Source organism: Streptomyces malaysiensis subsp. malaysiensis, assembly GCF_040653035.1.
GTDB classification, from domain to species: Bacteria; Actinomycetota; Actinomycetes; order Streptomycetales; family Streptomycetaceae; genus Streptomyces; species Streptomyces malaysiensis.
This window is the reverse complement of sequence record NZ_JBEZNG010000004.1, coordinates 501,914-526,867: the sequence shown is the minus strand read 5'-3', so window position 1 is coordinate 526,867 and position 24,954 is coordinate 501,914. Positions and strand designations below refer to the sequence as shown.

At 74.1% G+C, this 24,954-nt stretch carries 22 protein-coding genes; 11 read left to right on the top strand and 11 right to left on the bottom strand.

Translation table 11 applies throughout. The features are described from left to right. Nucleotides 1-100: 100 nt before the first annotated feature. Nucleotides 101-1,510, bottom strand: coding sequence for a hypothetical protein (locus tag AB0E24_RS11790; RefSeq protein WP_435865264.1), 1,410 nt, complete (start codon nucleotides 1,508-1,510; stop codon nucleotides 101-103). 155 nt (nucleotides 1,511-1,665) lie between these two features. Here AB0E24_RS11790 and AB0E24_RS11785 point away from each other — a divergent pair, with 155 nt between their 5' ends. Continuing rightward, entirely contained in the window at nucleotides 1,666-2,946 is a 1,281-nt protein-coding gene (locus AB0E24_RS11785; protein WP_359376313.1) for a molybdopterin-dependent oxidoreductase, read from the top strand. 447 nt (nucleotides 2,947-3,393) lie between these two features. On the opposite strand, the gene AB0E24_RS11780 is transcribed toward AB0E24_RS11785, so the two are convergent. The 4 genes from AB0E24_RS11780 to AB0E24_RS11765 all read right to left on the bottom strand — a co-directional run bounded on the left by AB0E24_RS11780 (nucleotide 3,394) and on the right by AB0E24_RS11765 (nucleotide 7,888). Next, on the bottom strand, nucleotides 3,394-5,619 hold the full coding sequence (locus AB0E24_RS11780) for a glycosyltransferase 87 family protein (protein ID WP_359376311.1): 2,226 nt from the start codon (nucleotides 5,617-5,619) through the stop codon (nucleotides 3,394-3,396). A gap of 3 nt (nucleotides 5,620-5,622) precedes the next feature. Then, nucleotides 5,623-6,321: a methyltransferase domain-containing protein gene (locus tag AB0E24_RS11775; RefSeq protein WP_283888725.1), complete on the bottom strand. Its 699-nt coding sequence runs from the start codon at nucleotides 6,319-6,321 to the stop codon at nucleotides 5,623-5,625. A gap of 146 nt (nucleotides 6,322-6,467) precedes the next feature. Beyond that, nucleotides 6,468-7,091: a TIGR04282 family arsenosugar biosynthesis glycosyltransferase gene (locus tag AB0E24_RS11770; protein ID WP_079260716.1), complete on the bottom strand. Its 624-nt coding sequence runs from the start codon at nucleotides 7,089-7,091 to the stop codon at nucleotides 6,468-6,470. A gap of 74 nt (nucleotides 7,092-7,165) precedes the next feature. Continuing rightward, a complete protein-coding gene (locus tag AB0E24_RS11765; protein ID WP_102937051.1) occupies nucleotides 7,166-7,888 on the bottom strand; it encodes a glycosyltransferase family 2 protein in 723 nt (240 codons plus the stop codon). Nucleotides 7,889-8,004: 116 nt separating this feature from the next. Here AB0E24_RS11765 and AB0E24_RS11760 point away from each other — a divergent pair, with 116 nt between their 5' ends. Both AB0E24_RS11760 and AB0E24_RS11755 read left to right on the top strand, forming a co-directional pair. Then, nucleotides 8,005-8,871 carry a response regulator transcription factor gene (locus AB0E24_RS11760; protein ID WP_147967930.1) on the top strand — a complete coding sequence of 289 codons (867 nt, stop codon included), beginning with the start codon at nucleotides 8,005-8,007 and terminating at the stop codon, nucleotides 8,869-8,871. After that, nucleotides 8,864-9,976 carry a sensor histidine kinase gene (locus tag AB0E24_RS11755; protein WP_069867167.1) on the top strand — a complete coding sequence of 371 codons (1,113 nt, stop codon included), beginning with the start codon at nucleotides 8,864-8,866 and terminating at the stop codon, nucleotides 9,974-9,976. Before AB0E24_RS11760 ends, AB0E24_RS11755 begins: the two co-directional genes overlap by 8 nt. Before the next feature lie 447 nt (nucleotides 9,977-10,423). Here the strand turns inward: AB0E24_RS11755 and AB0E24_RS11750 are convergent, their stop codons facing one another. Further along, the gene (locus AB0E24_RS11750; protein WP_359376307.1) at nucleotides 10,424-11,482 is read right to left on the bottom strand and encodes an NAD-dependent epimerase/dehydratase family protein; all 1,059 of its coding nucleotides are present in this window, start codon (nucleotides 11,480-11,482) and stop codon (nucleotides 10,424-10,426) included. Nucleotides 11,483-11,741: 259 nt separating this feature from the next. Between AB0E24_RS11750 and AB0E24_RS11745 the strand changes: the two genes are divergently transcribed. Beyond that, nucleotides 11,742-12,656, top strand: a complete 915-nt coding sequence (locus AB0E24_RS11745; protein WP_147967928.1) for a class I SAM-dependent methyltransferase — start codon at nucleotides 11,742-11,744, stop codon at nucleotides 12,654-12,656. Nucleotides 12,657-12,881: 225 nt separating this feature from the next. On the opposite strand, the gene AB0E24_RS11740 is transcribed toward AB0E24_RS11745, so the two are convergent. Further along, nucleotides 12,882-13,808: a peptidyl-tRNA hydrolase gene (locus AB0E24_RS11740; protein ID WP_435865263.1), complete on the bottom strand. Its 927-nt coding sequence runs from the start codon at nucleotides 13,806-13,808 to the stop codon at nucleotides 12,882-12,884. A 203-nt stretch (nucleotides 13,809-14,011) separates the two neighbouring features. Between AB0E24_RS11740 and AB0E24_RS11735 the strand changes: the two genes are divergently transcribed. From AB0E24_RS11735 to AB0E24_RS11725, 3 genes are read left to right on the top strand one after another with little or no spacing between them, the layout of a single operon-like run. Then, a complete protein-coding gene (locus tag AB0E24_RS11735) occupies nucleotides 14,012-14,953 on the top strand; it encodes an ABC transporter ATP-binding protein (protein WP_359376301.1) in 942 nt (313 codons plus the stop codon). Further along, nucleotides 14,950-15,618, top strand: coding sequence for an ABC transporter (locus AB0E24_RS11730; protein WP_250853886.1), 669 nt, complete (start codon nucleotides 14,950-14,952; stop codon nucleotides 15,616-15,618). Before AB0E24_RS11735 ends, AB0E24_RS11730 begins: the two co-directional genes overlap by 4 nt. A 10-nt stretch (nucleotides 15,619-15,628) precedes the next feature. Beyond that, entirely contained in the window at nucleotides 15,629-15,781 is a 153-nt protein-coding gene (locus tag AB0E24_RS11725; RefSeq protein ID WP_167459947.1) for a hypothetical protein, read from the top strand. 107 nt (nucleotides 15,782-15,888) lie between these two features. On the opposite strand, the gene AB0E24_RS11720 is transcribed toward AB0E24_RS11725, so the two are convergent. Continuing rightward, nucleotides 15,889-17,292 (bottom strand): alkaline phosphatase PhoX, encoded by a 1,404-nt coding sequence (locus AB0E24_RS11720; RefSeq protein WP_069867161.1) that lies wholly within the window; start codon nucleotides 17,290-17,292, stop codon nucleotides 15,889-15,891. Between the two features lie 103 nt (nucleotides 17,293-17,395). After that, nucleotides 17,396-18,517, bottom strand: coding sequence for a cell division protein ZapE (zapE, locus tag AB0E24_RS11715; protein WP_359151024.1), 1,122 nt, complete (start codon nucleotides 18,515-18,517; stop codon nucleotides 17,396-17,398). 106 nt (nucleotides 18,518-18,623) lie between these two features. On the opposite strand from zapE, the gene AB0E24_RS11710 reads away from it, so the two are divergent. From AB0E24_RS11710 to msrB, 4 genes are all read left to right on the top strand, one after another. Beyond that, nucleotides 18,624-19,445: a pyrimidine reductase family protein gene (locus tag AB0E24_RS11710; RefSeq protein ID WP_232637345.1), complete on the top strand. Its 822-nt coding sequence runs from the start codon at nucleotides 18,624-18,626 to the stop codon at nucleotides 19,443-19,445. A 75-nt stretch (nucleotides 19,446-19,520) separates the two neighbouring features. Beyond that, complete coding sequence (locus AB0E24_RS11705) at nucleotides 19,521-19,997, top strand: indole-3-glycerol phosphate synthase (RefSeq protein WP_069867159.1); 477 nt, start codon at nucleotides 19,521-19,523, stop codon at nucleotides 19,995-19,997. A 258-nt stretch (nucleotides 19,998-20,255) separates the two neighbouring features. Next, nucleotides 20,256-21,677: a UDP-N-acetylmuramate--L-alanine ligase gene (gene murC / locus AB0E24_RS11700; RefSeq protein ID WP_347234105.1), complete on the top strand. Its 1,422-nt coding sequence runs from the start codon at nucleotides 20,256-20,258 to the stop codon at nucleotides 21,675-21,677. Nucleotides 21,678-21,691: 14 nt separating this feature from the next. Further along, nucleotides 21,692-22,099, top strand: a complete 408-nt coding sequence (gene msrB, locus AB0E24_RS11695) for a peptide-methionine (R)-S-oxide reductase MsrB (RefSeq protein WP_069867157.1) — start codon at nucleotides 21,692-21,694, stop codon at nucleotides 22,097-22,099. A gap of 65 nt (nucleotides 22,100-22,164) precedes the next feature. Here the strand turns inward: msrB and treZ are convergent, their stop codons facing one another. Both treZ and AB0E24_RS11685 read right to left on the bottom strand, forming a co-directional pair. Next, nucleotides 22,165-23,925, bottom strand: a complete 1,761-nt coding sequence (gene treZ, locus AB0E24_RS11690; protein WP_099015244.1) for a malto-oligosyltrehalose trehalohydrolase — start codon at nucleotides 23,923-23,925, stop codon at nucleotides 22,165-22,167. 83 nt (nucleotides 23,926-24,008) lie between these two features. Beyond that, nucleotides 24,009-24,917, bottom strand: a complete 909-nt coding sequence (locus AB0E24_RS11685; RefSeq protein ID WP_069867155.1) for a GNAT family N-acetyltransferase — start codon at nucleotides 24,915-24,917, stop codon at nucleotides 24,009-24,011. Nucleotides 24,918-24,954 lie beyond the last annotated feature (37 nt).

Below are 24,954 nucleotides of genomic sequence, written 5' to 3'. Positions count from 1 at the left end.
GATCTTCAGCGCCTTCACGGGTCCCGCCCCCTGGCAACAGTACAGATGTACGTCTCCCTCAGTATCACAGAAGTATCACGTGCTCTTCACATCAGTCTCCTCACCAACCGGTCAACAACAGGTGGTTGACGAGCAGTGCGAGACACGCCTGCGCCAGAAGCCATCGGCGGCGGTCAACGGCGGGCAGCAGCGCGGTGGTGGGCAGCAGCCAGAGGATGAAGGGAAGCCAGATCCGCTCCGTCTCCGCCTTGCTCATCCCGGACAGATCGGCCACGACGAGCGCGAGCAGCGCGGCGAAGGCCAGCACGACGAGCCCGTCCGGGATGCCGCCCGGGGCGCCCGGTCCGCCCGGCCGCAGCCGCCGGACGGCGTCCGGCACCGCCGACAGCATGCGCCGCACACCCGCGACACAGGCCGGACCGGCGGCCACCGTCGCGACGGCCGGATTGGCCCAGACCCAGTACCCGTACGGGCGGTCGGCGGCCACGCCCTGGTAGTAGCGCTCGACCAGCAGGGAGTACCCCTCCCACCACTGGAAGCCGGCCAGGGTGAACGCACCGGCCACCACCGCCACCCCGGTCAGCGCGAAGGGCAGCGGCCGCGCGGTGCGGGCGAGCAGCAGCACGACGGCGGCGGGCAGGGCCAGCAGCGCCAGCCCGTAGGAGAGATACACCGTCAGCCCCAGCAGCAGTCCGGCGCCGAACGCGACCGCCCCGGGCGCCCGGACCGTACGCGTCGCCGCGAGCGCCAGCAGCGCGAGCCCCCACGCCGCGACGGCCGTGAAGTAGCCGTCGGCCGAGGCGCCCACCCACACCGCCCCCGGCGCCAGGACCAGAAACGGGGCCGCCGCGCGCGCGGCCCGCTCCCGCCCCAGGGCGCGCAGCGTGACCAGCACCGCGACCGCCGCCGAGCCGCCCACGGTGACGCAGAACGCCCCGGCCCAACCGCCGCCGCCCAGGCCCAGCCGGTCCAGGCCCACGAAGGTGAGCACGGCGCCCGGCGGATGGCCCGCGATATGGGCGGGCCAGTGGTCGGGCTGAGTGAGCAGGATATGGCCGGTGAAGCCGCGCAGGGCCGCGCCGATGTCGTGGAACCGATCGACGCCGCGCAGATATTCATGGCGGGCCGTCAGCCGTTCCGCCACCCCCCGCTGCCAGCCGTCGACCAGCGCCAGCGACCAGATCCAGGCCATGGCCGCCGCCCAGACGGCTCCCAGCAGCCCGCGCCACGGCAGCCGCGCCGCGAGCCGCGGGCCATGGACGACGACGGCAGCGGCGACGGCCAGGGCGGCCGGCGTGCCGGGGCCCACATGGGGCAGCCAATCGGCGTACAGCGGCGCCCAGTCGACGTAGAGGGAGTGATCGGCCCGCTGGATCAGGGTGCCGACGACGGCGGCGACGGCGAAGAGCACGGCGGCGGCAGCGGCGGCGAGCACATCCCGGCGGCGGCCGGTCCGCGTCTCGTCCTCGAGGGCCCGGATGTCCACGCGGCTGCGGAGAGGGAGCTTCACGTCCGTCACGCTACGTCGCCGAGCCCGCGCGGGGGCCCCTTGCGCCGCGAGCCGTCATCGGACCGTCAGATTCTGCCGGGAAGGCCGGGTGACGTCACCGTTTCGTCATGGGCTCAAGGCCCGGGGAAGCGGTGCGGCGGCTCTACGGTCATGCCATGAGCCACCCTCCCCGTACCGACCGTGACCGCCGGGCCCTGTGGCGGAGCCCGCTGCGCGGTCCCTGGCTGACATCCGTCTTCGGCCTGGTCCTGCTCTTCGGCATTCCCGTGCTCTTCGTGACCGGACTGCTGTCGTACGCCGCCTACAACCCCGACCTCTCCCCGGTCAACGACGAGACCCCGGACAAGGGGCTGCTGGGCTTCTACCTCTTCTCCTGGCCGACCGATCCCTACTGGCTCTACCGCGTCACCCAGGGCGTGCACGTCACGCTCGGGATCGTGCTCGTACCGGTGCTGCTGGCCAAGTTGTGGTCGGTCATCCCCAAGCTGTTCGCCTGGCCGCCGGTGCGGTCGGTGGGGCACGGGCTGGAGCGGCTCTCGCTGCTCGCGCTGGTGGGCGGGGCGCTGTTCGAGTTCGCGACCGGTGTGCTCAACGTCCAGCTGGACTACATCTTCCCCGGCTCCTTCTACCCGCTGCACTTCTACGGGGCGTGGATCTTCATGGCAGCCCTGGTGGTCCATGTGGCCCTGCGGTTCCCGCGCATGGTGCGGGCGCTGCGGAGCCGCGATCTGCGGGCCGAGCTGCGCACCCGCGCATCGGACACCCGGCCGGAGCCGCCGGACGAGACCGGCCTGGTCAGCCCCGCACCGGCCGCGCCGACCATGTCACGGCGGGGCGCGCTCGCCCTGGTCGGCACCAGCTCCCTCGCGCTGCTGGTGGTGACAGCCGGTCAGAGCATCGGCGGCGCGCTGCGCACGAGCGCGCTGCTCGCCCCGCGCGGCCGGAACCCGGACCGGGGGCCGAACGGTTTCCAGATCAACAAGACCGCCATGGCCGTCGGCATCCGCGCCCGCGACATCGGACCCGAATGGCGGCTGGTGGTGCGCGGCGCGGGCCGCGAGACCGTTCTCACCCGGGAGCGGCTGCTGCGGCTGGAGCAGCACGGCGCGGCGCTGCCCATCGCCTGTGTGGAGGGGTGGTCCACATCCGACCAGGGGTGGGAGGGGGTACGGCTGGCCGACCTCGCCGCGCTGGTGGGGCATGCCGAGCGGCCGCCGAAGGTCCTGGTGGAGTCGGTGCAGCGGCACGGCTCCTTCCGCAGCGTCGTGCTGAGCGACAGCCAGGTACGCGACCCGCGCTCGCTGCTGGCCCTGAAGGTCAACGGCGCGGATCTGTCACCGGACCACGGCTATCCGGCGCGCGTGATCGTGCCCGGGGCCCCGGGTGTGCACAACACCAAGTGGGTCGGCCGGCTGACCTTCGGGGGGATGGCATGAGGGCGCCACGGCTTCGGTGGGACCGTGTGCGGGTGCCACGGCTTCGGTGGGACCGTGTGCGGGCCCTGGGACGGCACGGCTTCGGGCTGCGGAGGCTGGACGGGGAGTCGCCGCTGAGGCTGGTGCTGCTGCTGTGCTCCTTCGCGCTGACCGGGTACGCCGGGGTCAGGCTGCTGAGCGGCGACTGGTTCGGGATCCTGCTGTGGATCGTCGGCGCCGCCATCCTCCACGACCTGGTGCTGCTTCCGCTGTACGCGCTCGCCGACCGTGCGGTGGGGGCCGCGCTCCCGGCCCCGGCCCGGTGGATCAACCATGTGCGGGTGCCCGCCTTCCTCTCCGGGGTGCTGATGCTGGTGTGGTTCCCGCTGATCCTCGGTCGGCAGGCGCGCCGCTACGAGCACGTCACCGGGCTGAGTGCCGACGTCTTCTGGCCGCGCTGGCTGCTGATCACCGCCGTGCTCTTCGGCGTCTCGGCCTTGTGGCTGGTGATCCGGGTGGGGATCCGGGTGTGGCGGCGTCGGCCGCCTCGGCCGTCCTGGCTGTCCCGGCTGTCCCGGCTGTCTTGGCTGTCTTGGCTGTCTTGGCTGTCCTGGCCGTCTCGGCGGGGGGCCGCGGCGGGCGGGAAGCGGAAGCCGCCCGCGGGGCCCGCAGGGCCCGCACGGCCCAGCCGGCCATGACCGCCGCGCAGGCGACGGCGTACCCCAGCGTCCCGACCCACGCGCCGTCGTCGACCGCACGGGCCGTCACATACTGGGCCACCCCCGCGAGCGGCACGCCGAGCCACTCCCACCGCCCGTCGAGGGCCACCAGCGCCACCACCAACAGCGCGTACCAGGGGTAGCCGGGCGTCATCAGCAGAAACGCGGTCCCGGTGACCACCAGCGCGTCGCGCCAGGGCCGTTGGGGGTCGCCGCGCAGCAGCACCCACCCCACGACCGCGAGCAGGACGGCGGCGACCACCGGCAGGGCCCAGGTCTCGGGGCCGGGGTGGAGCAGACGCAGCAGGGCGTAGCGATTCTTGTCGTCGGCCGCCGCCGAGCCCGTCTCGTACCCCTCCTCGGCCACATAGCCGGTGAGATAGCCGAGCACGGAGGAGCGCGAGAGCAGGACGTACGGGAGATAGCCGAGCGCGACCACGGCGGCCGCGGCGGCGACGGGGAGGACGGCCGAGGCGGTGGGCCGGATGAACGAGGTGGCGGGCCGGACGGCCGAGGCGGTCGGCCGGTTGAACGAGACGGTGGGTCGGCTGACCGAGGTAGCGGGCCGGAGGACCGCCGCGCGGGGCAGGACGACCGCCGCCGCGCGGCGGATCCGTGAGGCTGCGGGGGCAGGGCTTCCGGCACCCTCGCGGGGTGGGGGTGGGGACTCTGCGGGGGCGGGGCGTCCGGGCCCGGTGGCCCTGAACTTCTCGAGCACGGTGCGGCGGGCAGCGGTGTGGCGGGCGGTGGTGCGGGGTGCGCCGGGCTTGGTGGCCCTGGCGAGGACGCCGGAGAGCGCCCCCGGCAGGGCTACGGCGGGCAGCAGCTTGGCCGCGGTCGCCGCGCCCAGCAGCGCGCCGCCCAGAGCGCGGCGGCGGGGGACGGCGATGAGGCCGGCGACGGTCAACAGCACCCCGAGCGCGTCGACATGGGCGTTGTTCACCGCTTCCACCGGCACGGCCGGGCACCAGGCCCACAGCGCGGCGCGGGCGGTCGCGAGGCGCGGATCGCGGCGGCGCCGCGCCGCGGCGAGCAGTACGGCGGTGGTGGCGACGGACAGCAGAGCCCCGCCGGTCTGGAGGGGGAGGAGGGTGGAACCTGACGGGGCCGAGCGGTGTACAAGCAAGAAATAGCCCTCTGCGGCGGGAGGATAAATCGTATGGACCGAGGGGCGGTTCAGGCGCGTGCACTGCGGCTCGGCGGAGCCGGGGGCGCTGTGCGCATGATCGGGTGCGGGGTCGGCGCGGGGGTGGGTACCACCGAGCGCGGGGCCGCCGGGTATGGGGCGTCCGGGTGCGGCGCGTTCGGGAGTGGGGCGTCCGGCTTCGGGGTGTCTGGCTTCGGGGCGTTCGGCTTTGGGGCGTTCCGGCGCCGGGCGGACCGGGGCGCGGTCGGGGCCGTGGCAGGCGGGACCCTTGGGAAAGAGCCAGTGGTCGCGCAGCGAAGCGAGCGCGGGGTCCTCGGGCGCGTAGTCATAGGGGGATATGCCCGCGGCCTGCACGCGCCCGTCCCAGGCGTAGCGGTAGGCATCGGTGCTGGTGCGCGGCGGTGCGAGCAGGCCCGTGGCGGCGACCGCCGCGCCGCCCACGAGCACGAAGACCGCGGCCTGACGGGCGCCCAGGCGACGGACCGTCCACGCGGCAGCGGCGAACAGCGCCCAGGCGATGGCGTAGCGGAGGGACAGCGCGCCGGGCGCGGTGTGGAAGTCGTCCCCGCGGAAGGTCAGAGCGAGGACGGCGACCAGCGAGCCGAGCAGCGTGGCGAGAGCGATCGGGGCGATCCAGGGGTGGGCGGTCCGCGCCCGCGAGGGTGGGGCGGGGGGCTCTGCGGGGTGCTCGTCGGTGTTGTCAGGCGGTGGTGCGAGGCGGTCGCGGGCCGGTGGTCGGGGACCCGGGCCGGAGCGCTGATCGGGCACCCGGCCGGGCCGCCGGGCGGGTCGGCCGTGCGGTGGTGGGCCGTGCGGCGATGGGGGCACGAGTCAGTGCTCCGTGGGGGACCGGGGCAGGGGCGGTGCGTGGCGCAGCGATACGAAGCCCCGGTCCCGTGCGGTCCACTGCTCGACCAGCTCCCAGCCCACCGCGTGTGCGTGGTGCAGCAGCGCCCGGACGCCGACCCGGGCCCAGGGGAAGGCCGTTCCCACCCCGCCTCGGCCGTCGTCCACGCGCACCCGCACCCGTTCGTCCACATCGGCCCCTGCGGCCTCCACCACCAGCAGCCCGTCGGGCGCCATGAGTTGCGCGACGCGCGTCAGCAGGGCTCGTGGATCGCCGCCGATGCCGATGTTGCCGTCGATCAGCAGCGCCGTGCCCCAGCGTCCCTCGCCGGGCAGCGGTTCGAAGACCGACCGGCACAGGGCGGGCCCGCCCTCGCGGATGGTTCGGTCGACCGCCGCCTGGCTGACGTCGATGCCCAGGCAGGGGTGGCCGTGTATGGCCAGCGCAGCCACCAGCCGACCGGGTCCGCAGCCGATGTCGAGTATCGGGCCCTGACAGCGCCGCAGTACGGTCCTGTCGGCCGCGTCGGCGTCCGCGCACCAGCGTTCGACGTCCAGGGGCAGCATCCAGCCGTCGGCCCGGCGCAGGAACAGCGGCCCATGGCCCGCGTGGAGCGCTCGGACATAGGGGTCGGCGTGCCAGGGCTCGGTGTGCCACGGGGCGGCCGCGCGGTGGGCGGGCATCCGCTCGCGTACCGATCCGTCGAGCACGGATCCGTCGAGTACGGACCCTTCTCGCGCCGATCCTTCTCGTATCAACCCCTCTCGCACCGACCCGCCTTGCCCCGATCCGCCTTGCCCCGATCCGTTTCGCACCGTCTCGGCCGTGCTCATCGGACGGTGGTCCGGGACAGCTGGGCGAGGGTCCGGGCGAACCGCCCGCCAGGGGCGTCGGCAGCCACTCGCCGGGCGTCCTCGGCGGTGTCCACGTCGCGCAGCATCGGCAGATCGCGCACCCGCAGCCCCGCCTCCGTCAGCCGGCGCCGTTGTGCGGCACCGGTCGTGCTGGTGGACATCGGCACGCCCCGCAGCAGTCCGGGGTCCGGCTCCGCCAGGCCCAAGGCCCAGAAGCCGCCGTCGGCGGCCGGGCCGAACCAGGCGTCGCAGTCGTGCCAGCCGTCCGGGCCCAGCGCGGGGGCGAGCAGAGCTGGGGTGACCTGTGGGGTGTCCATGCCGATGAGCAGGGCGGCGCCCCGGCAGGCGGCGAAGGCCGCGGCGAGCCGTTCGTCCAGCCCGCCGTCGCACTGCCCCACCACCTCGAATCCCGGCGGCAGCCACGGCCCGGGGCGTCCGTCGAGCACCAGCACCCTGCGGCGGGCGGGCATGGCGAGCGCGGCGTGCAGCGTGTCGGCGAGGGACGCCTCGGCGAGCGAGGCGGCCTCGGCGGGGGTGTACGGGGGAGTGAGCCTGGTCTTCACCCGTCCGGGCACCGGCTCCTTGGCGATGATGAGCAGCGTCGTCCCGTCCCGGTGTGCCGCCCGGGAGCCGCCGTCCGCAGGGAAGTCCGCACCCTCGCGTGGCGCGGCGCTCACCGCGCGGCCCTCGTTGCCGCGGCCGGGCCGTGGGCCACCGACGGCTGGCGCAGCACGGCGCGCATATCGCGCACCGTGTGCCAGGTGCCCCGCCAGGTGCCGGTGACCTTCGACTTCCCGGTGCGCGGCCGATACGGCACCTCGCGCTCCGAGATCCGCCATCCCGCGTCCGCAGCGCGCACGACCATCTGTAGCGGGTAGCCGCTACGGCGGTCGGTGAGGCCGAGGGCGAGCAGCGGTTCGCGCCGCATGGCCCGCAGCGGACCGAGGTCGCCCAGCTTGAGGCCGGTGCGCCGCCGCAGCATACGGGTCAGCGCGATATTGCCGAGCCGGGCGTGCACCGGCCAGGCTCCCCGCTCCTGGGGCTGCCGCCGGCCCAGTACGAGATCGGCGTCGCCCGCCGCGACGGTCCGCACGAAGGCGGGCAGCAGCCCGGGGTCGAGCGAGGCGTCGCAGTCGCAGAAGCAGACGAAGTCGGCCTCGGCGGCGAGGAGCCCGGTGTGGCAGGCGGCGCCGAAGCCACGGCGGGGTTCGTACACGACGGTGGCGCCGTGGGCGCGGGCGATCGTGGCCGAGCCGTCCGTGGAGCCGTTGTCCACGACGATGGCGCGCCAGCCGGCGGGGATGCGGGCCAGCACCCAGGGCAGGGCGGCGGCCTCGTCCAGACACGGCAGGACGACGTCGGCACAGGGGGTGGTCGAGTTTGTCACCCGCACCACACTACGAAGGAGAAAGCGACATTTCGGGCTTCGGCTTCTTACGAAACACGGACGTCGGCCGGGCCGCGGGCTCCCCGGCGCGCCTCGGCGCCGCACCCGGTGTCACGCTGTGGGGCATGCAGCAGAACCCTTCTCCCACCCGTGTGCTCGTCGTGGACGACGACCCGACCGTGGCCGAGGTCGTCGCCGGGTACCTCGGCAGGGCCGGATTCGCCGTGGACCGGGCCGCCGACGGTCCCGGGGCGCTCGCCAGCGCCGCCGCCCGGCGGCCCGACCTGGTCGTCCTCGATCTGATGCTGCCCGGCATGGACGGGCTGGAGGTGTGCCGCGCGCTCCGGGACAAGGGCCCGGTGCCGGTCATCATGCTCACCGCGCGCGGCGACGAGGAGGACCGCATCCTCGGCCTGGAGATCGGCGCGGACGACTACGTCACCAAGCCGTTCAGCCCGCGGGAGCTGGTGCTGCGCGTGGAGTCGGTACTGCGCCGCGGCCGGACAGGGCCGCGGGCCCCCGGCTCCTCCGGCCCCGGCCAGGGCCCGGGCGATGTGACGCACCGCGCCGGGATCGCCCTCGACCCCCTGGCCCGGCGCGCCACCAGGGACGGCCGGGAACTCGCCCTGACCGTACGCGAGTTCGATCTGCTGGCCTTTCTGCTGCGCCACCCCGGGGTGGCCTTCACCCGTGAGGAGCTGATGCGCGAGGTGTGGGGCTGGGACTTCGGGGATCTGTCCACCGTCACCGTCCATGTGCGGCGGCTGCGCGGAAAGGTCGAGGACGACCCCGGCGCGCCCCGGCTCATCCAGACCGTCTGGGGCATCGGCTACCGCTTCGACGCCCCGCCCGACGCCGCCGACGAGGGACGACGGGATGAGAGGCGGCCGGACGAGAGGTGGCCGGATGAGAGGTGGCGGGACGAGGGAGGACAGGACGTGGGAGACGACGCTGGACGGGACGGCGGACGGGGGCCGGGCTCCGATGCGTGATGTCTCGCTCATGGCGGCCTTCGCCTTCCTCGGCGCGGCCGCGGCCGGTCTGCTGGGCGCGCTGGCGCTGCGGCTGGTGCGCGGCCGATCGGTCGCGGTGTCCCTCGCCGTGGTCGCCGTCGTCGCGGTCATGGCGATGCTCACTGGGACGCTGGCCGTCGCCTGGGCGATGTTCCTGTCCCCGCACGACCTGACGGTGGTCACCACCGTCTGCGCCATGGCCGCCGTGGTGTCCCTGGCCACCGCGCTGCTGCTGGGCCGCTGGGTGGTGGCGCGCAGCAACGCGCTGGCCCTCGCCGCCCGCTCCTTCGGGGACGGCGGGAGCTTCGCCGCCCCCGATGGCCAGGCCACGGCCGAGCTCGCCGCGCTCGGCCGCGAACTGGCCGCCACCAGCGCCAAGCTGGCGGCCTCCCGCGAGCGTGAGCGCGCCCTGGAGTCCTCCCGCCGGGAGCTGGTCGCCTGGATCTCCCACGATCTGCGCACCCCGCTGGCCGGGCTGCGCGCGATGTCCGAGGCGCTGGAGGACGGGGTCGCCCCGGAACCGGAGCGCTACCTCCGCCGGATCCGCACCGAGGTGGACCGGCTGAACACGATGGTCGGCGACCTCTTCGAGCTCTCCCGCATCCACGCCGGGGCGCTCTCCCTCACCCCCACCCGGATCTCCGTCTACGACCTGGTCGGCGATGCCCTCGCCGGGGTCGATCCGCTCGCCCGCGAGCTTGGCGTCCAGCTGATAGGGGACCGCGTGGACCCCGTCCCGGTGGAAGTCGACGGCAAGGAGATGACCCGTGTGCTCGGGAACCTCCTCGTCAACGCGCTGCGCCGCACCCCGGCGGACGGCACGGTCGCGGTGGCGGCCGAGCGGGACGCGGACACGGTCGTGCTGTCGGTCACCGACGGCTGCGGCGGCATCCCGGAGGAGGACCTCCCGCGCGTCTTCGACACCGGCTGGCGCGGCAGCGACGCCCGCACGCCCCCGGCGGGCGCCGGTCTGGGCCTCGCCATCGTCCGCGGCATCGTCGAGGCCCACGACGGCCAGGCGGCGGTCCGCAACGTCGACGGCGGCTGCCGCTTCGAGGTCCGCCTCCCCGCTGCCGCGATATAAGACCCTGGCGCCCGCGGGCCGCCGCCACGGCTGAGGGGCCTGCCCCTCAGCCCACCGCGATGCGGAGGGCTCTGTCTCGCTCGGCCGCCGCCACGGCCGGGGGTCTGCCCCTCAGTCCACCACGATGCGAGGGGCTCGGCCTCGCTCGGGCTGCGGCCACGTCAGGGGGCCTGAGCGAAGCGGCGGCCTGAACGAGCCCGTCTGCCTCGGGCGGCGTCGCCTGAGTCCGCCGCCCCTCAGGCCCTGGGAGGTGCCCGACGGATCGTGACGCCTGCGGCGGGCTGCTCCCCTCCCCGCCCCTTCCCGATACCAGGGGCTCCGCCCCTGGACCCCGGGATCCAGGGGCGGAGCCCCTGGTACGTGGTGGTGCCTTCTGCCATGCGGCGGAGCTCCCTGCCCTGCGGCGGAGTCCGCTGCACCCCCTCACACCGCACCCCCCCCGCTCCCTCACACGCCCGCGCGTTGGGGGGCTTGGGCGAATTCCGTCATGCCATTGGTGAAGGGGGTTGCCGCGTGCCAGCCCAGTTGTTCGCGGATTCGGTGCGATGACGCGGTGATGTGCCGTACGTCGCCCAGCCGGTATTCGCCCGTCACCACGGGTGCCGGGCCGCCGAACGCCGTGGCCAGGGCGGTGGCCATCTCGCCCACCGTATGGGGGTCGTCGCTGCCGGTGTTGTACGCGGTCAGGGCGGACGGGGCCACCACTTCCGGGGCCGCCTCCAGGGCGGCGACATTGGCCGCGGCCACATCCCGGACATGGATGAAGTCCCGCCGCTGGCCTCCGTCCTCGAAGACCGTGGGCGCCTCGCCGCGCGCCAGGGCCGAGCGGAAGAAGGAGGCGACCCCCGCGTAGGGGGTGTCGCGCGGCATGCCCGGCCCGTACACATTGTGGTAGCGCAGCGACACCGCGCGGCCGCCCGCCGACCGGGCCCAGGCCGCCGCCAGATGTTCCTGGGCCAGCTTCGTGGTCGCGTACACATTGCGGGGATCGGCCGGTGCGTCCTCCTCCACCAGACCGGGCCGCAGCGGTGTGCCGCACTCGGGGCAGCGGGGGTCGAAGCGGCCCGCCGTGAGATCGGCCTCGGCGCGCGGACCGGGGCGTACCCGGCCGTGGCGGGGGCAGTCGTAGCGTCCCTCGCCGTAGACGACCATGGACCCGGCCAGCACCAGTTCGCGCACCCCCCGCTCCGCCATCGCCGCCAGCAGCACCGCGGTGCCCAGGTCGTTGCAGCCCACATAGGCGGGGGCGTCCGCGAAGTCCTTGCCGAGGCCGACCATCGCCGCCTGGTGGCATACGGCGTCCACGCCACGCAGCGCCGCCGCCACCGCCTCCCGGTCCCGTACATCGGCGTGGATCCACTCCCCGTCCAGCGGAGGGGGCGGTGGCGTCGGATGGGCGGCCGGCAGGAGGGCGTCGAGGACGACGGGCTCATGGCCGTGCTCGGTGAGGGCGGTGACGATGTGCGAGCCGATGAAGCCCGCACCTCCGGTGACCAGTACACGCATGGGCCCGACGCTAGGCCCGAGCGGGCGCCGGAGCCCGCGTCCACGCCGTTCCGTCACCGCCCCGTAAGACCTTCCGGAGGAGGCGTGGTCACAAGATGGTCACAAGAGATACGGCCCGACGTTGCCTTTCACTGCGACCGTGGCGGCCACTCGCGTCCCCCGGGACCCCGTCCCCGAGGACCCCGCCCCCTGGGGATCCCGGACACCTACAACCGGACACGTCTCTCCAGACCGCCGCCATCGACGAACAGAGAGCCACATGACGGTCACCACCGCTCCCGCGGCCCAGCGTCCCCGCAATCTCAATGACGTCAAGGGCTGGTTCCCCAGCCTTGACCAAGTGCTGTTCGACCGCTTCCTCACCCGCCAGGAGCGCCTCGGGCAGCGTGGGGATCTGATGGAGATGGGCGCCTACATGGGCAAGAGCGCCATCTTCACCGCCTCCTATCTGCGGGCGAACGAGCAGTTCACGGTCTGTGACCTGTTCGACGCGGAGGCGCCGGACGAGAAGAACGCGGCGGAGGCGCGCAAGTCGTACTCCACGCTGACCCGCACCGCCTTCGAGCAGAACTACCTGGCGTTCTGGGACGAGCTCCCGGTCGTCATCCAGGGGCCGACCTCCGTCGTGCCCGACCACGTCGGCGCGAACACCTGCCGCTTCATCCACGTGGACGCCTCCCACCTCTACGAGCATGTGGCGGGCGACATCGACACCGCGCACAACACGCTGGTGCCCGACGGTCTCGTCGTCCTCGACGACTTCCGCTCCGAGCACACCCCCGGCGTGGCGGCCGCGACCTGGGAGGCGGTGTTCACCCGGGGCCTGCGGCCCATCTGCCTGTCCACGCAGAAGCTCTACGGCACCTGGGGCGACCCCGGGCCGATCCAGGACGAGATGCTCGCGGACGAGGCGTGGCGCAAGGGGATGCACACCAGCGTGCAGGAGATCGCGGGCCGCAGGGTGCTGCGGTTCTCGGGGAAGCCCGCGAACCCGACCCCGCCCACCTCCCGCTACGTCGATGAGCCGCGCGACCCCGACCCCGAGCCGCGCTCCGCGTCCACCGCGTCGGCGTCCACCCCCGCGCCGCGCCGCCGCCCCACCGCGGTCCGGCGGATCGCCGCCGATGTGCTCCCGCCGGTCGTCACCCGCGCGATCCGCCGCCGCAGGGGCTGAGCGCTCCGCCGGCAGTTGGTTAGTGCGCTGAGCCGCAGTCGGCCCGCCGCGGCGCCGACGTGGCCGTCCGCGGCGCCGTCGTGGCCGTCCGCGCGGTGCGAAAGTGGTGCGAAAGGCGTCGAAGGGGCGCCTTTCGCACCGCGGCCGACTTCCGCCGATCCGCTGAACCGGCCCCGGGAGCGGAAGGAACCCGGCGCGAAGGAACCCGGCGCGCCGCGGACGGCCTTACCGCCGCCGTAGCGCCGGGTGGTCCGCCACCACCGTGCAGGACCCCGGCGCGATCTCGGTGTACCCCGCGTCGCGCACCACCGGCAGCCCGCTCGTGGTCAGCTCGTCCCATCGCTCGGCCGACGCCGTGCGCACCGCCAGCGGGAACCCGGCCTCGCGCCAGGCCGCCCGCTCCGCGTCGTCAAGCTCCCACCAGGCCAGTTGCGCACCGTGTCCGGCCTGGGCCATCGCCTTGCCCGCCGACATCTCCACCTGGGGGCTCAGCCACAGCACCGGACCGGTGAGGTCGGGGGCGGGCGGCGGCACGGGGTCGTCCAGGTCGGTGCCGGAGACCTGGAGTTTGGCCAGTTCCTTGGGCCAGCCGTCCAGTGGCACCGGCGGGAACACCCGCACCTCGGCGGCGGGCGGGGTCTGGTCCCCGGCGGTCGCCGAAGGCTCGTCCCCGGTGGCGGTCGCGGCCGGTGCCCGGCCCGTGACCGTGATGCCCGGCAGCTCGGCCGCGCGCCGCCACTCCGCGCCGCGCGCCCGCCGTACGACCTTGCGGATCCGGGCGTCCTGCCAGTCCCGTACGGCCTGGGCCCACTCGCCGCCCACACCGTCCACACCGTTCTCGCCGTCCGCGCCGTCGGTGGTCCTCGCCCGCTCGTCCGACAGCAGCACCAGCACCGCGCGCGCCGCCGTCTCCAGGGCGTCCGTGCGTGCCGGGGGCGCGGCCTTCTCGATCCGGACCACCAGGGGCAGGACGAACTGCGGCGCGGCGTCCCGGTCGGTCTCGGAGTGCCGGAAGGGGCTGCTCCGGGCGCCGGATCCGGTGCCCTGGTGAGTGGTCGCTGGGGTGCCGGTCTCGGTGTCGGCGTCGGTGCTGGTCACGCGCCCAGTGTGCCAGGACCGCCGCGGACGGCCGCCGGGCGCCGGTCCCGGCATACGGCGTCCGGGCCGCCGGGCACCGGACTTGGCGGCGGGTGTCTGGGCCGCCGGGCACCGGACTTGGCAGCGGGCGTCTGGGCCGTTGGGCCCGTTCCGACACACGCCGTCCCGACCGCCGGAAAACACACGCCGCCCCCGCCGCCGGAAGACACACGCCGTCCCGGCGCCGGGAGTCGGGGGCGCGCCTATGCTCAACCGGCATGAGACTGCGAGGAGTCGGCCGCCGCTACGGCCTGGGCGGGCCGTGGGTGCTGCGTGGTGTCGATCTCGATGTGCCGCCGGGTTCGCTGACCCGAGTCCAGGGGCACAACGGCAGCGGCAAGTCCACGCTGCTGCGGCTGCTCGCCGGGATCGACGCCCCCAGCGCGGGCCGGATCACCGGCCGCCCGCGCACCGCCTACGTCCCCGAGCGGTTCCCGGCCGAGCTGCCCTTCTCCGCCCTCGGCTACCTCACCCATCTGGGCCGGATCCACGGGCTGTCCCGCGCCATGGCGGCACGCGGGGCGGGGGAGTGGCTGGAGCGGTTCGGCGCGGACGGATACGCGGCCACCCCGCTCGCCGAACTGTCCAAGGGCACCAGCCAGAAGGTCGCCGTGGCCCAGGCGCTGCTGGCCGCCCCCGGGCTGCTGGTCCTGGACGAGGCGTGGACCGGCCTCGACCAGGCCGCGCGCGAGGTGCTGGACACGGCGGTCACCGAGCGCGCCGCCGACGGCGGCGCGGTCGTCTTCGTCGACCACGATCCGCGCCGCCTCGCCGGGGTCCCGGCCCGGGTGCTGCGCGTCGCCGATACCCGGCTGGAGCCGGTGGACCACGCGCCGGCGTCCCCCGCCGGGCCACGGGTCCGGGTGGAGGCCGAGGCGCCGCCGGGAGCCGGGGCCGCACTGCCGACGGACCTGCCGGGCGCGCCCGTCCACGACTCCGACACGGTCGCCACCGGCCGCCGCGTCGTACGGCTGAGTGTCGCCGCGCCGTACTCCGACGCCCTGCTCCGCGCCCTCCTCACGGCCCGGCCGCCCTGGCACATCCGCGCTGTGACGACCATCGGCGGCCCCCAGGAGCGGGCCGATGCGCCGCAGGCGCCCCCGGAACAGCTCGCCGAAGGGCTTCCGCGGCCCGTCGAAGGGCCGGAGGGGAAGGCATGACCGCGCTGTTGCGCTACCAGGCGGCCCTGCTGGTCCGCTCGCACCGCTGGCTGCCACCACTGCTGCTCTACGGCGCGTTCCTCGGCATCGGGGTGCAGACCGGGCAGCCGATCCTCGACTCGCTCGGCTATGCCGCCGCCGCGCTGCTGCCCGTCGCCGCCTGGCTGGTGCGGGTGGGCGTCACCCAGGAGCCCGCCGCGGCCCGCGACTGCGCCGCCGCGGCGGTGGGGCCCGGCCGGGTGCACCTCGCCTCCGTACTGACCGGGCTGGGCGCGGCGCTGGTGCTCGGCACCGCCGGGACGCTGTTCGTCGCGGCGGTCAGCGATCCGCACACCGCGGACCACCGGCAGGAGGTCCCGGTGCCGGAGGCGACCGTCGCCGGGCTGCTCGCCGCCGTCGCGTGCGCCCTGCTCGGCACGGCCGTCGGCGCCCTGTGCAACCGGCCGCTGCTGCGGCGCCCCGGCTGGGCGATCCCGTCCACCATGCTTGCCGCGCTGCTGGTGTCGGTGGCCGGTGCCTCGCCCGCGAACGCCGCCGTGTCCGGGCTGGTCGACGGCTCGCACAGCGGCGCCGTGCCGATGCCCCTGCTGCCCCTGGCCCTGACCGGCGCGGCCGCCGCCGGGGCGACCGCGCTGGCCTGCGTGCTCAGCTCCCGCCGGTCGTAGGGTTCGGGGCATGGACGACCGTACGGAACTTCCCGAGGGCCCGCCGCACGCCGACTGCGTGCTGTGCGGCGAGCCCACCGAGTACCCCGCCTCGCGCCCCGGGGCCACGCTGTGCCCCGTCTGCGAATGGCAGGAGGGCCAGCGCACCGCCTGCTCGGGCTGACGCTCCGCTGGAGTGCCCTGACCTGCGGAAGTGCCCCGATCTGCCGTCGATCGTCCGCGGCGCCTTCGTGGCTGGTCGCGCAGTTCCCCGCGCCCCTTCGGGAGCCCTCAGTGGCGCCAGGGACCCGTCACGGCGAATGTCGTGCCCGGGGTGTAGCAGTTGACATACATCGTGCGGCGGTCCGGTGCGAAGGTGACGCCCGCGAACTCACCCCACTCCGGCTCCTCCGGGGTACCGAGGTTTTGCTGTCCCCGGGCCATCGCATAGACCTCGCCGCGCCGGGTGACCCCGAAGACGTGCTGCGCGCCGTTGCCGTCCTCGCAGACCATCAGGCCGCCGCTGGGCGCGAGCGTGATGTTGTCGGGGGACTCCCCGGGCAGTTGGACATCCGTCTCGGGCCCGAAGACGATCACCAGCGTGAGGCGCCGCCGATCGGGGTCGTAGCGCCAGATCTGGCCGTAGTGGTCGGCCGCCGAGCCGTCCGCGCTCTTGGCGAAGCTGGAGACGAAGTAGACCGACGAACCGCCCCAGTAGCACCCCTCCAGCTTCTGGGCGTGGGTGATGCCTCCGGGGCCGAAGTCCTGGAAGCGGATGGGGGTTTGGCGGGCGAGCGGGTCGGGGACGTCCACCCACTCGACGCGGTCGAAGGTGGTGCCCGGCTCCTGGATGGTGGACAGATCGGGCACCCCCGGCACCCGCAGCGCCTGGAGCTCCCCACCGGCCCGCAGTGAGCCGATGCCGCCGAGGGGTTTCTTCGGCCGGAATCGGTAGAAGAGCCCGAAGGGCTTGTCGAAGGCGTCCTCGGTCTCGTAGACGACGCCGTTGCGCGGGTCGACCGCGATGGCCTCGTGCTGGAAGCGGCCCATGGCGGTGAGCGGCACGGCGCCGGTGCGGCGCGGATCGTAGGGGTCGACCTCGAAGATGAAGCCGTGGTCCTTGGTGTAGCCGTTCGTACCGGCCTGGTCCTCGGTCTCCTCGCAGGTGAGCCAGGTGTGCCAGGGGGTGGGGCCGCCCGCGCAGTTGACCGCGGTGCCCGCGATGGCCACCCGCTCGGACCGTACGCGGTTGCCGGAGTCGAGCTCCAGGGCGGTGCAGCCGCCCATGCCCGTCGGGTCGTAGGTGAGACCGGCCACGGCGGGGACGCGGATCGCCGCGTCCGGGCGGTTCTCATGGTTGCGGACCAGGTGTCTGGCGCCGTGGCGGCCGCCGGAGCGGCCCGGGAAGGCGGCCATGCCGTCGCAGTGGCTGGGGACCTTGCCCTCACCGGAGCGGAGCTCATCGCCTTCGCGCGAGAGCACCCGGTAGCGGAACCCCTCGGGGAGGTCCAGCAGTCCATCGGGGTCGGGGACCAGGGGGCCGTAGCCGCCCCGGCCGAGCGGCTGGGTATCGGGTTCGGCGGCCGCGGCCGTTCCGGCGAAGAGCTCGGAGACGGCGCCGGTGAAGGCGATCGAGGCGATGGAGGCCCCCAGCGCACCGGTGCGGCCGAGAAGTTGACGTCGTGTCGCTGACATGCGGTAACTCCCTGCTGGCGGACAGAGAAGATGACCGCATGTGTGTATCACGGGTGCGGGTGCTCGGGAACCGTTCGATCAGCGATGCGCGGGAACCATCCGGTCAACGGCTGTACGACGCCTCGGCCAGCCCCTTGGCGTCCCGGGCGAGGGCGGTGAGCCGGGATATCGCCCGGAAGTACTTCTTCCGGTAGCCGCCGCTCAGCATCTCCTCGCTGAAGAGCCGGTCGAACGGCACCCCGGAGGCCAGCACCGGCACCTCGCGGTCGTAGAGCCGGTCGGCCAGCACCACCAGCCGCAGCGCGGTCGACTGGTCGGGCACGGGGGCGACCCCGGTCAGACAGACGGCCTGGACGCCGTCGCACATCGCGCCGTAGCGGCTCGGATGCACCCGGGACAGATGGTCCAGCAGGGCGGGGAAGTCGTCCAGCGAGGCGCCGGGGGTCCGGTGCGCCGCCTGGACGACTATCTCGTCGGCGTACGGGGGCGGGGCCGCGGGCAGCCCGCGGTGGCGGTAGTCCTGGCCGTCGATGCGCAGCGCGCGGAAGTGGGCGGACAGCCCCTGGATCTCGCGCAGGAAGTCGGCCGCGGCGAACCGGCCCTCGCCCAGCTTGCCGGGCAGCGTGTTGGAGGTGGCGGCGAGGGCCACGCCCGCCTCGACCAGCTTGCCCAGCAGCGTGGAGACCAGGACCGTGTCGCCCGGGTCGTCCAGCTCGAACTCGTCGATGCACAGCAGCCGATGGCCGCTCAGGGTCTTCACGGTCTGCTGGAAGCCGAGCGCGCCGACCAGGTTCGTCAGCTCCACGAAGGTGCCGAACGCCTTCAGCTCGGGGGCCGCGGGGGTGGTGTGCCACAGGGAGGCCAGCAGATGGGTCTTGCCGACGCCGTAGCCACCGTCGAGATATATGCCGCGCGGTCCGCCGTCCACGGCGGGCCTGGCCACCCGGCGGAACCAGTGCCTGCGGCGTCCGCCCTTCGCGTCCGCCCCGCCGCCGAGCCGTCCGGCGAACCCTCTCAGCGCCTCGACCGCCTCTGCCTGGCTGGGCTGGCCGGGGTCGGTGATGTAGTTGTCGAAGCTCACGGTCGCGAAGCGGGGCGGGGGCACCATCTCGGCGACCAGACGCTCCGCCGGAACCTGCGGCGCACGGGTGGTGAGGGCGGAGGGAGCGGACGGGGCGGAGGGAGTGGACGGAGCGGACGAAACTGAAGGGGCTTCGGCGGCTATGCGGCCTGCCGAGCCGGATGCGGTGGTTGGTGCAGACACGAATGTCCAGGGTAGTCGCTCTTCACCGGAGCACTGTCCGAGAGGGAGGCATGTCACACTGCGGCCTATGCGACGCCTGTTCCCCGTGCCTGCCGAAACGTCTGCCGAAGCATCCGCCGCGGCGTCCGCCCGAGCATTCGCCGAAGATCGCGAATGGGGCCTTGGCGAACTGGCCGACGCCTATGCGTACCCGGAGCCGCCGCACGGCCCCTCCGGCGCCTGGCTGCGGGCGAACATGGTGTCCTCGCTGGACGGGGCGGCCCATCACGACGGCCGGTCGAAGGCCCTGTCCTCCGACGCGGACATGCGGATCTTCGGGGTGCTGCGCGGGCTCGCCGACGCCGTGGTGGTGGGCGCGGAGACCGTACGCCGCGAGGGCTACCGCCCGGCGCGTGCCCGTGAGGCGTTCGCCGAGCGGCGGGCGGCGCTCGGCCAGCCGCCCGCGCCCGCGATCGCCGTGGTGAGCGCGAGCCTGGACCTGGACTTCTCCCGGCCGCTGTTCACCGAGCCGCTGGTCCCGACGATCGTGATCACCGGCGCGACGGCCGCGGAGGAGCGGGTCGGGCTGGCCCGCGCGGCGGGGGCCGAAGTGGTGTTCGCCGGGTCGGGGCCGTCCGGGCGGGTGGACGCGGCGGCGGTCGTGACGGCGCTCGCGGAGCTCGGCCACACCCGGCTGTTGACCGAGGGCGGCCCCACGCTGCTGGCGGAGTTCGCGGCGGCCGGGGTGCTGGACGAGCTGTGTCTGGCGGTGGCTCCCCTGGCCACCGCGGGGGACGCGAAGCGAATTATGAACGGACCCGAGTTGAGGGAACCGGAACGGTTCGCTCTCGCTTCTGTTCTGGAGGAAGCCGGGTTTCTTTTCACCCGCTACCGTCGGATTTACCAATAACTCATAAAAACGTCTGCAAACCCGCGAAAAGGATCGCGAAGGAGAAGGGCATCCGCCGTGTTCACGAGCGTATTGATGATCGAGAAGCCCCTGACCCCCGCCGACGTGGAATTCGTCACCACTCTGCACGGCGATGACCCGATCTCCTTCGTCGTCCTGATGCAGCCCCGGGGCAGCAAGGACCGGCTGCTGCGCGCGATCGACGACATCGCCCTCGGCGAGCTGGAGCAGGCCGCCCAGGAGGGGGAGGAGCCGGAGGGCCGGGAGGCGCTGGAGCCCGCCGAGCGGGCGCTTGCCCACTCCGTGGCGGCGCTGGAGGCGGCCGGGAGCCGGGCCCGGGGCCATGTCGTCCAACGGCATCCGCTGGAGGTGCTGCGCGGTGTCGTGGAGGAGACCCGGGCCGATGAGGTGATCGTGCTCACCGCCCCGCATTTCGTGGAGGAGTTCTTCCACCGGGACTGGGCCTCGCGGGCGCGTCACAAGGTGGGCGTCCCGGTGCTGAAGCTGTTCTCGCACGCGGTGGACGAGGACCAGCCCACGTCCGGCGGCTGAGCCCCGGCCCCGGTCTCGACGCGGCTCAGGTCCCGGCTTCAGTCCCGGCGCGGCCGAGCTCCCGGCCCTGGCCAGGCCCAGCCCGGTCCCGGACCAGGCCCCGGCCCCGGCGGCCCTCGGCCGAGCCGCACCCCCGGGTCCCGGTTCCGCGCCCCCGGTTCCGCGGGCATCGGCGGGGGTGGGCCGCCGGGGGTGCGAGAATCGGGCCGGCAGCACACACCGAGCACCAACCCACCGAGCACCAGGGGAGACCCGTACATGGCACCGGCCGGCACCGCCTCCGACCCGCTGGATCGACCGCACTTCATCGGCATCGGCGGCGCCGGGATGTCGGGTGTGGCGAAGGTCCTCGCCATGCGCGGCGCACGGGTCTCGGGCAGCGACACCAAGGACTCGCCGATCGTCGGGGCGCTGCGGGAGTTCGGCGCCACGGTGTATATCGGCCACTCCGCCGGGAACATCGCAGCCGACACCACCGGCGTCGTCATCTCCAGCGCCATCCGCCCCGACAACCTCGAACTGGTCACGGCGCGGGAGCGCGGTATCCCGGTGGTGCACCGCTCCGACGCGCTCGCCGCGCTGATGGACGGCTCCCGGCCGATCGCGGTCGCGGGCACCCACGGCAAGACGACCACGACCTCGATGCTGGCCGTCTCGCTGCGCACCCTCGGTCTGGACCCGTCGTACGTCATCGGCGGCGATCTGGACGCCCCCGGCTCCAGCGCCGTCCACGGCGATGGCGAGATCTTCGTCGCCGAGGCCGACGAGAGCGACCGCAGCTTCCACAAGTACGCGCCCGAGGTGGCGATCATCCTCAATGTGGAGCTCGACCACCACGCCAACTACGCCTCGATGGACGAGATCCATGAATCGTTCGAGACGTTCGTCGGCCGGATCCGGCCCGGCGGCGCGCTGGTGATCTCCGCCGACCACCCCGGCGCCCGTGAGCTGACCGCCCGGGTCACCGGGCGCGAGGGGCTCCGGGTGCTCACCTACGGCGCGGACGAGGGCGCGGACGTGCGGGTCCTGGCCATCGAGCCGCACGGGCTGACCAGCGAGGTCACCGTCCGGCTCGCGGAGTCCCTGGGCGGTGCGGAGCTCACCTTCACCGTCTCCGTCCCCGGCCGCCACTACGCGCTCAACGCCGTGGCCGCCCTCACCGCGGGCGCCGCCCTCGGCGTGCCGCCCCGCGAGCTGGCCCCCGCCCTCGCCTCGTACACGGGCGTCAAGCGGCGGCTCCAGCTCAAGGGCGCCGCGGCCGGGGTGCAGGTGATCGACTCCTACGCACACCACCCCACCGAGATCGCCGCCGATCTCGAGGCGATCCGCGGCGGCGCCGGGGAGGGCCGGGTCCTGGTGGTCTTCCAGCCGCATCTGTTCAGCCGCACCCAGGAGCTCGGCGCCGAGATGGGCGAGGCGCTCACGCTCGCCGACGCCTCCGTGGTCCTCGACATCTACCCCGCCCGCGAGGACCCGGTCCCCGGTGTCACCAGCGCCATGGTCATCGACGCCGCGGCCCGCCGCGGGGCCGATGTGACCGCCGAGCACGACCGGGGAGCGGTGCCGGAGCTGATCGCCGGAATGGCGAAGCCGGGTGACCTTGTTCTCACCATGGGCGCGGGTGATGTGACCGACCTCGGTCCGGAGATTCTCGCCCGTCTGCAAAGCCCGGAGAACTGAGGAGGTCCGTCCCCATGGCTTACGAGATCGACAAACCGGAGGAGCAGTGGCGCGCGGAACTGACGCCGCAGGAGTACCACGTGCTGCGGGAGTCCGGTACCGAGCGAGCCTTCACCGGTGAGTACACCGATACCAAGACGGTCGGCGTCTACTCCTGCCGGGCGTGCGGAGCGGAGCTCTTCCGCTCGGATACGAAGTTCGAGAGCCACTGCGGCTGGCCGTCGTTCTACGACCCGGCGGACAGCTCGGCCGTCGAGCTGATCGAGGACCGTTCGCACGGCATGGTCCGTACCGAGGTGCGGTGCACCCGCTGCGGTTCGCATCTGGGCCATGTCTTCTCGGGGGAGGGCTACCCCACCCCGACCGACCAGCGGTACTGCATCAACTCCATTTCTCTGCGGCTCGACCCGGAGCAGGGCTGACCCTGAGCGGGGCTGACCCTGAGCGGGACTGACCCCGAGCAGGCTGACCCCGAGCGGGATCGGGCTCAGGAGCCCCGGCCCACGCGCAGCACGGCGGCGGTCTCGGGCGGCAGCCTCAGCGTGCCGTCCGGGCCCGGGGGCTCGATCCGCCGCCAGGCGGCGACCACCTCGGTGATCTCGCCGGTCCGGGGCCCCAGCCAGGTCCTGACCGGCCGGTCGCCCGGGTTGAGAAGGACCCGCAGCGGGCCGCGCTGAAAGCTGAAGCAGCCGTCCGAACCGGTGGACAGACCCGTGTACGACCAGGTGGGGTCGGTCAGGGCCGGTTCGGCACGGCGCAGCGCGATCAGCTTCCGGTACCAGTCGAGCAGCGCCCGGTGCGGCTCCCGCTCCGGCTCCCGCCAGTCCAGACAGGACCGCAGCCGGGTGGCCGGGTCCTGGGGGTCGGGCACATCGCGCTCCGCCCAGCCGTGGGCGGCGAACTCCCGGCGGCGGCCGGACCGCACCGCCTCGGCCAGCTCCGGATCCTGGTGGTCGGTGAAGTACTGCCAGGGCGTGCGGGCGCCCCACTCCTCGCCCATGAAGAGCATCGGGGTGAAGGGCGCGCACAGCACCACGGCCGCCGCGCAGGCCAGCAGCCCGGGGGAGAGCCGGGCGGAGAGCCGGTCGCCGACCGCCCGGTTGCCGACCTGGTCATGTGTCTGGGCGTAGCCGAGCAGCCGGTGCGCGGGGGTGGTGTGGGGGTTCAGCGGACTGCCGTGGCGGCGGCCCCGGAACGTCGAATGGGTGCCGTCGTGGAAGAAGCCGCCCATCAGTGTCTTGACCAGGGCCCCGGGCCCCTCGGCTGCGAAGTCCGCGTAGTAGCCCTGCCGCTCACCGGTGAGGAAGGTGTGCAGGGCGTGGTGGAAGTCGTCGTTCCACTGTGCGTGCAGACCGTGGCCGCCCGCCTCGCGCGGGGTGGTGGTGCGCGGATCGTTGAGGTCCGACTCGCCGATGAGGAACAGCGGACGGCCGGTGCGGGCGGCCATCGCGTCCACGGCGGCCGACAGCTCGGCCAGGAAGTGCCGGGCCCCGGTGTCGCGCAGCGCGTGCACCGCGTCCAGCCGCAGCCCGTCGAGGCGGAAGTCGCGCAGCCAGGCGAGCGCGCTGCCGATGAAGTACGCGCGCACCTCGTCGGAGCCGGGCGCGTCGAGGTTGACCGCCGCGCCCCAGGGGGTGTGGTGGGTGTCGGTGAAGTACGGGCCGAAGGCCGGGAGGTGGTTCCCGGAGGGGCCCAGATGGTTGTGGACCACGTCGAGGACCACGCCCAGGCCGTGCCGGTGCGCGGCGGCCACGAACCGCACCAGCCCCTCCGGCCCGCCGTACGGCTCGTGCACCGCCCAGGGCGCCACACCGTCGTAGCCCCAGCCATGGGTCCCGGGGAACGGGCAGACGGGCATCAGCTGCACATGTGTGACGCCCAGTTCGGCGAGGTGCGGCAGCCGTTCGGCCGCCGCGTCGAAGGTGCCCTCATGGCTGAAGGTGCCGATGTGCAGCTCGTAGAGGACCGCGCCGGGCAGCGGCCGCCCGAACCACTCCCGCTCCCAGCGGAAGCGGGAGTGGTCGACCACCGCGCTCAGCCCCTCCGGGCCGTCCGGCTGGCGGCGGGAGCGCGGATCGGGCAGTGGCGGGCCGCCGTCGAGCGCGAAGCCGTAGCGCGTCCCGTGTCCGGCCCCGGCCTCGGCCCGCCACCACCCCGCGCGGTCCGGGTCGGGCTCCATGGGGCGGTCGCGCCCGTCCACATGGAGCCCGACCCGCCCGGCGTGCGGCGCCCACACCTCGAACAGCACTGGCGTCTCCCTACGTCGACCCGTCGGCGGTCCCCGACCATGCTGCGGGACGCGGCACCGGCGGCGCAGCAGGGCGACACCGGTCAGACGAGGTCGATGCGCTCCTGGGTGATCGGGTAGCCCGCCCTGGCGAAGTGCGCGGCCATGGGGAGGTTGGGCTGGTCCGTGGCCGCCGCGATCTTCGTGGCCCCCCGTTCCACCAGGTCGTGTGTGCACTCCACGAGCAGGTCGTACGCATAGCCATGGCCGCGCTGTTCGGCGACGACCCCTATGAAGCCCACACACGGACCCGACGGGTTGTGCGCGGGCACCTGGATGCCGACCAGCTCACCCTCGGGGGTCCAGGCCAGCCGCCACCACTCGCGCGGCGAGGGGCACCAGGCGAAGAAGTCCATGAGCTCGCGCACCGCGGCCTCGACACCTCCCCGGGCGATGGCGCGCCGGTCATGGGCGTCGAGCGTGTCCGGCATGATGCGCCGCAGCACGTCCTCGATCGCCGCGTCATCGGGCTCCGGCCGGAACTCCAGCCGCCCCGGGCGCTCGGGCAGTCCGCACTCCGGCGTCCACTCATAGCGGTAGCGCTCGACCAGCGGCTCGAGCCCGCCCGCCACGGCGGCGTCGATACGCGCCCGGGCGGCGGCCCGTGCCTCGGGCTCATCGCGCCAGCCGGGCGGGGCCAGCAGGCTGTACTCGGCGCGCAGCGGTGCGGTGCGCAGCAGTTCGGCGGCGGCGTCGGCCTCGCCCTCGGCGAAGTCGAACCAGTCCAGGGCGATGGGCGCGGAGTCCTCGGGCCCGGACCACCATGCGGCGCGGGCCACGACCCGCCCCTCGCGCAGCGCCACCCAGGTCCACTCGGGGCGGTATTCGCCGCCCTGGCCGACGGTGGCGTAGGTGTGGCCGAAGCGGCCCCGGCCGACGAGCGCGGGGACCCGCAGGGTGTGGAACAGATGGGCGTCGCCCTCGGTGAGGGCGCGGATGACCAGATCGGTCATGGGGTTCCTTCCAGGAGAGTGGTGCGCTCCCGGTCGG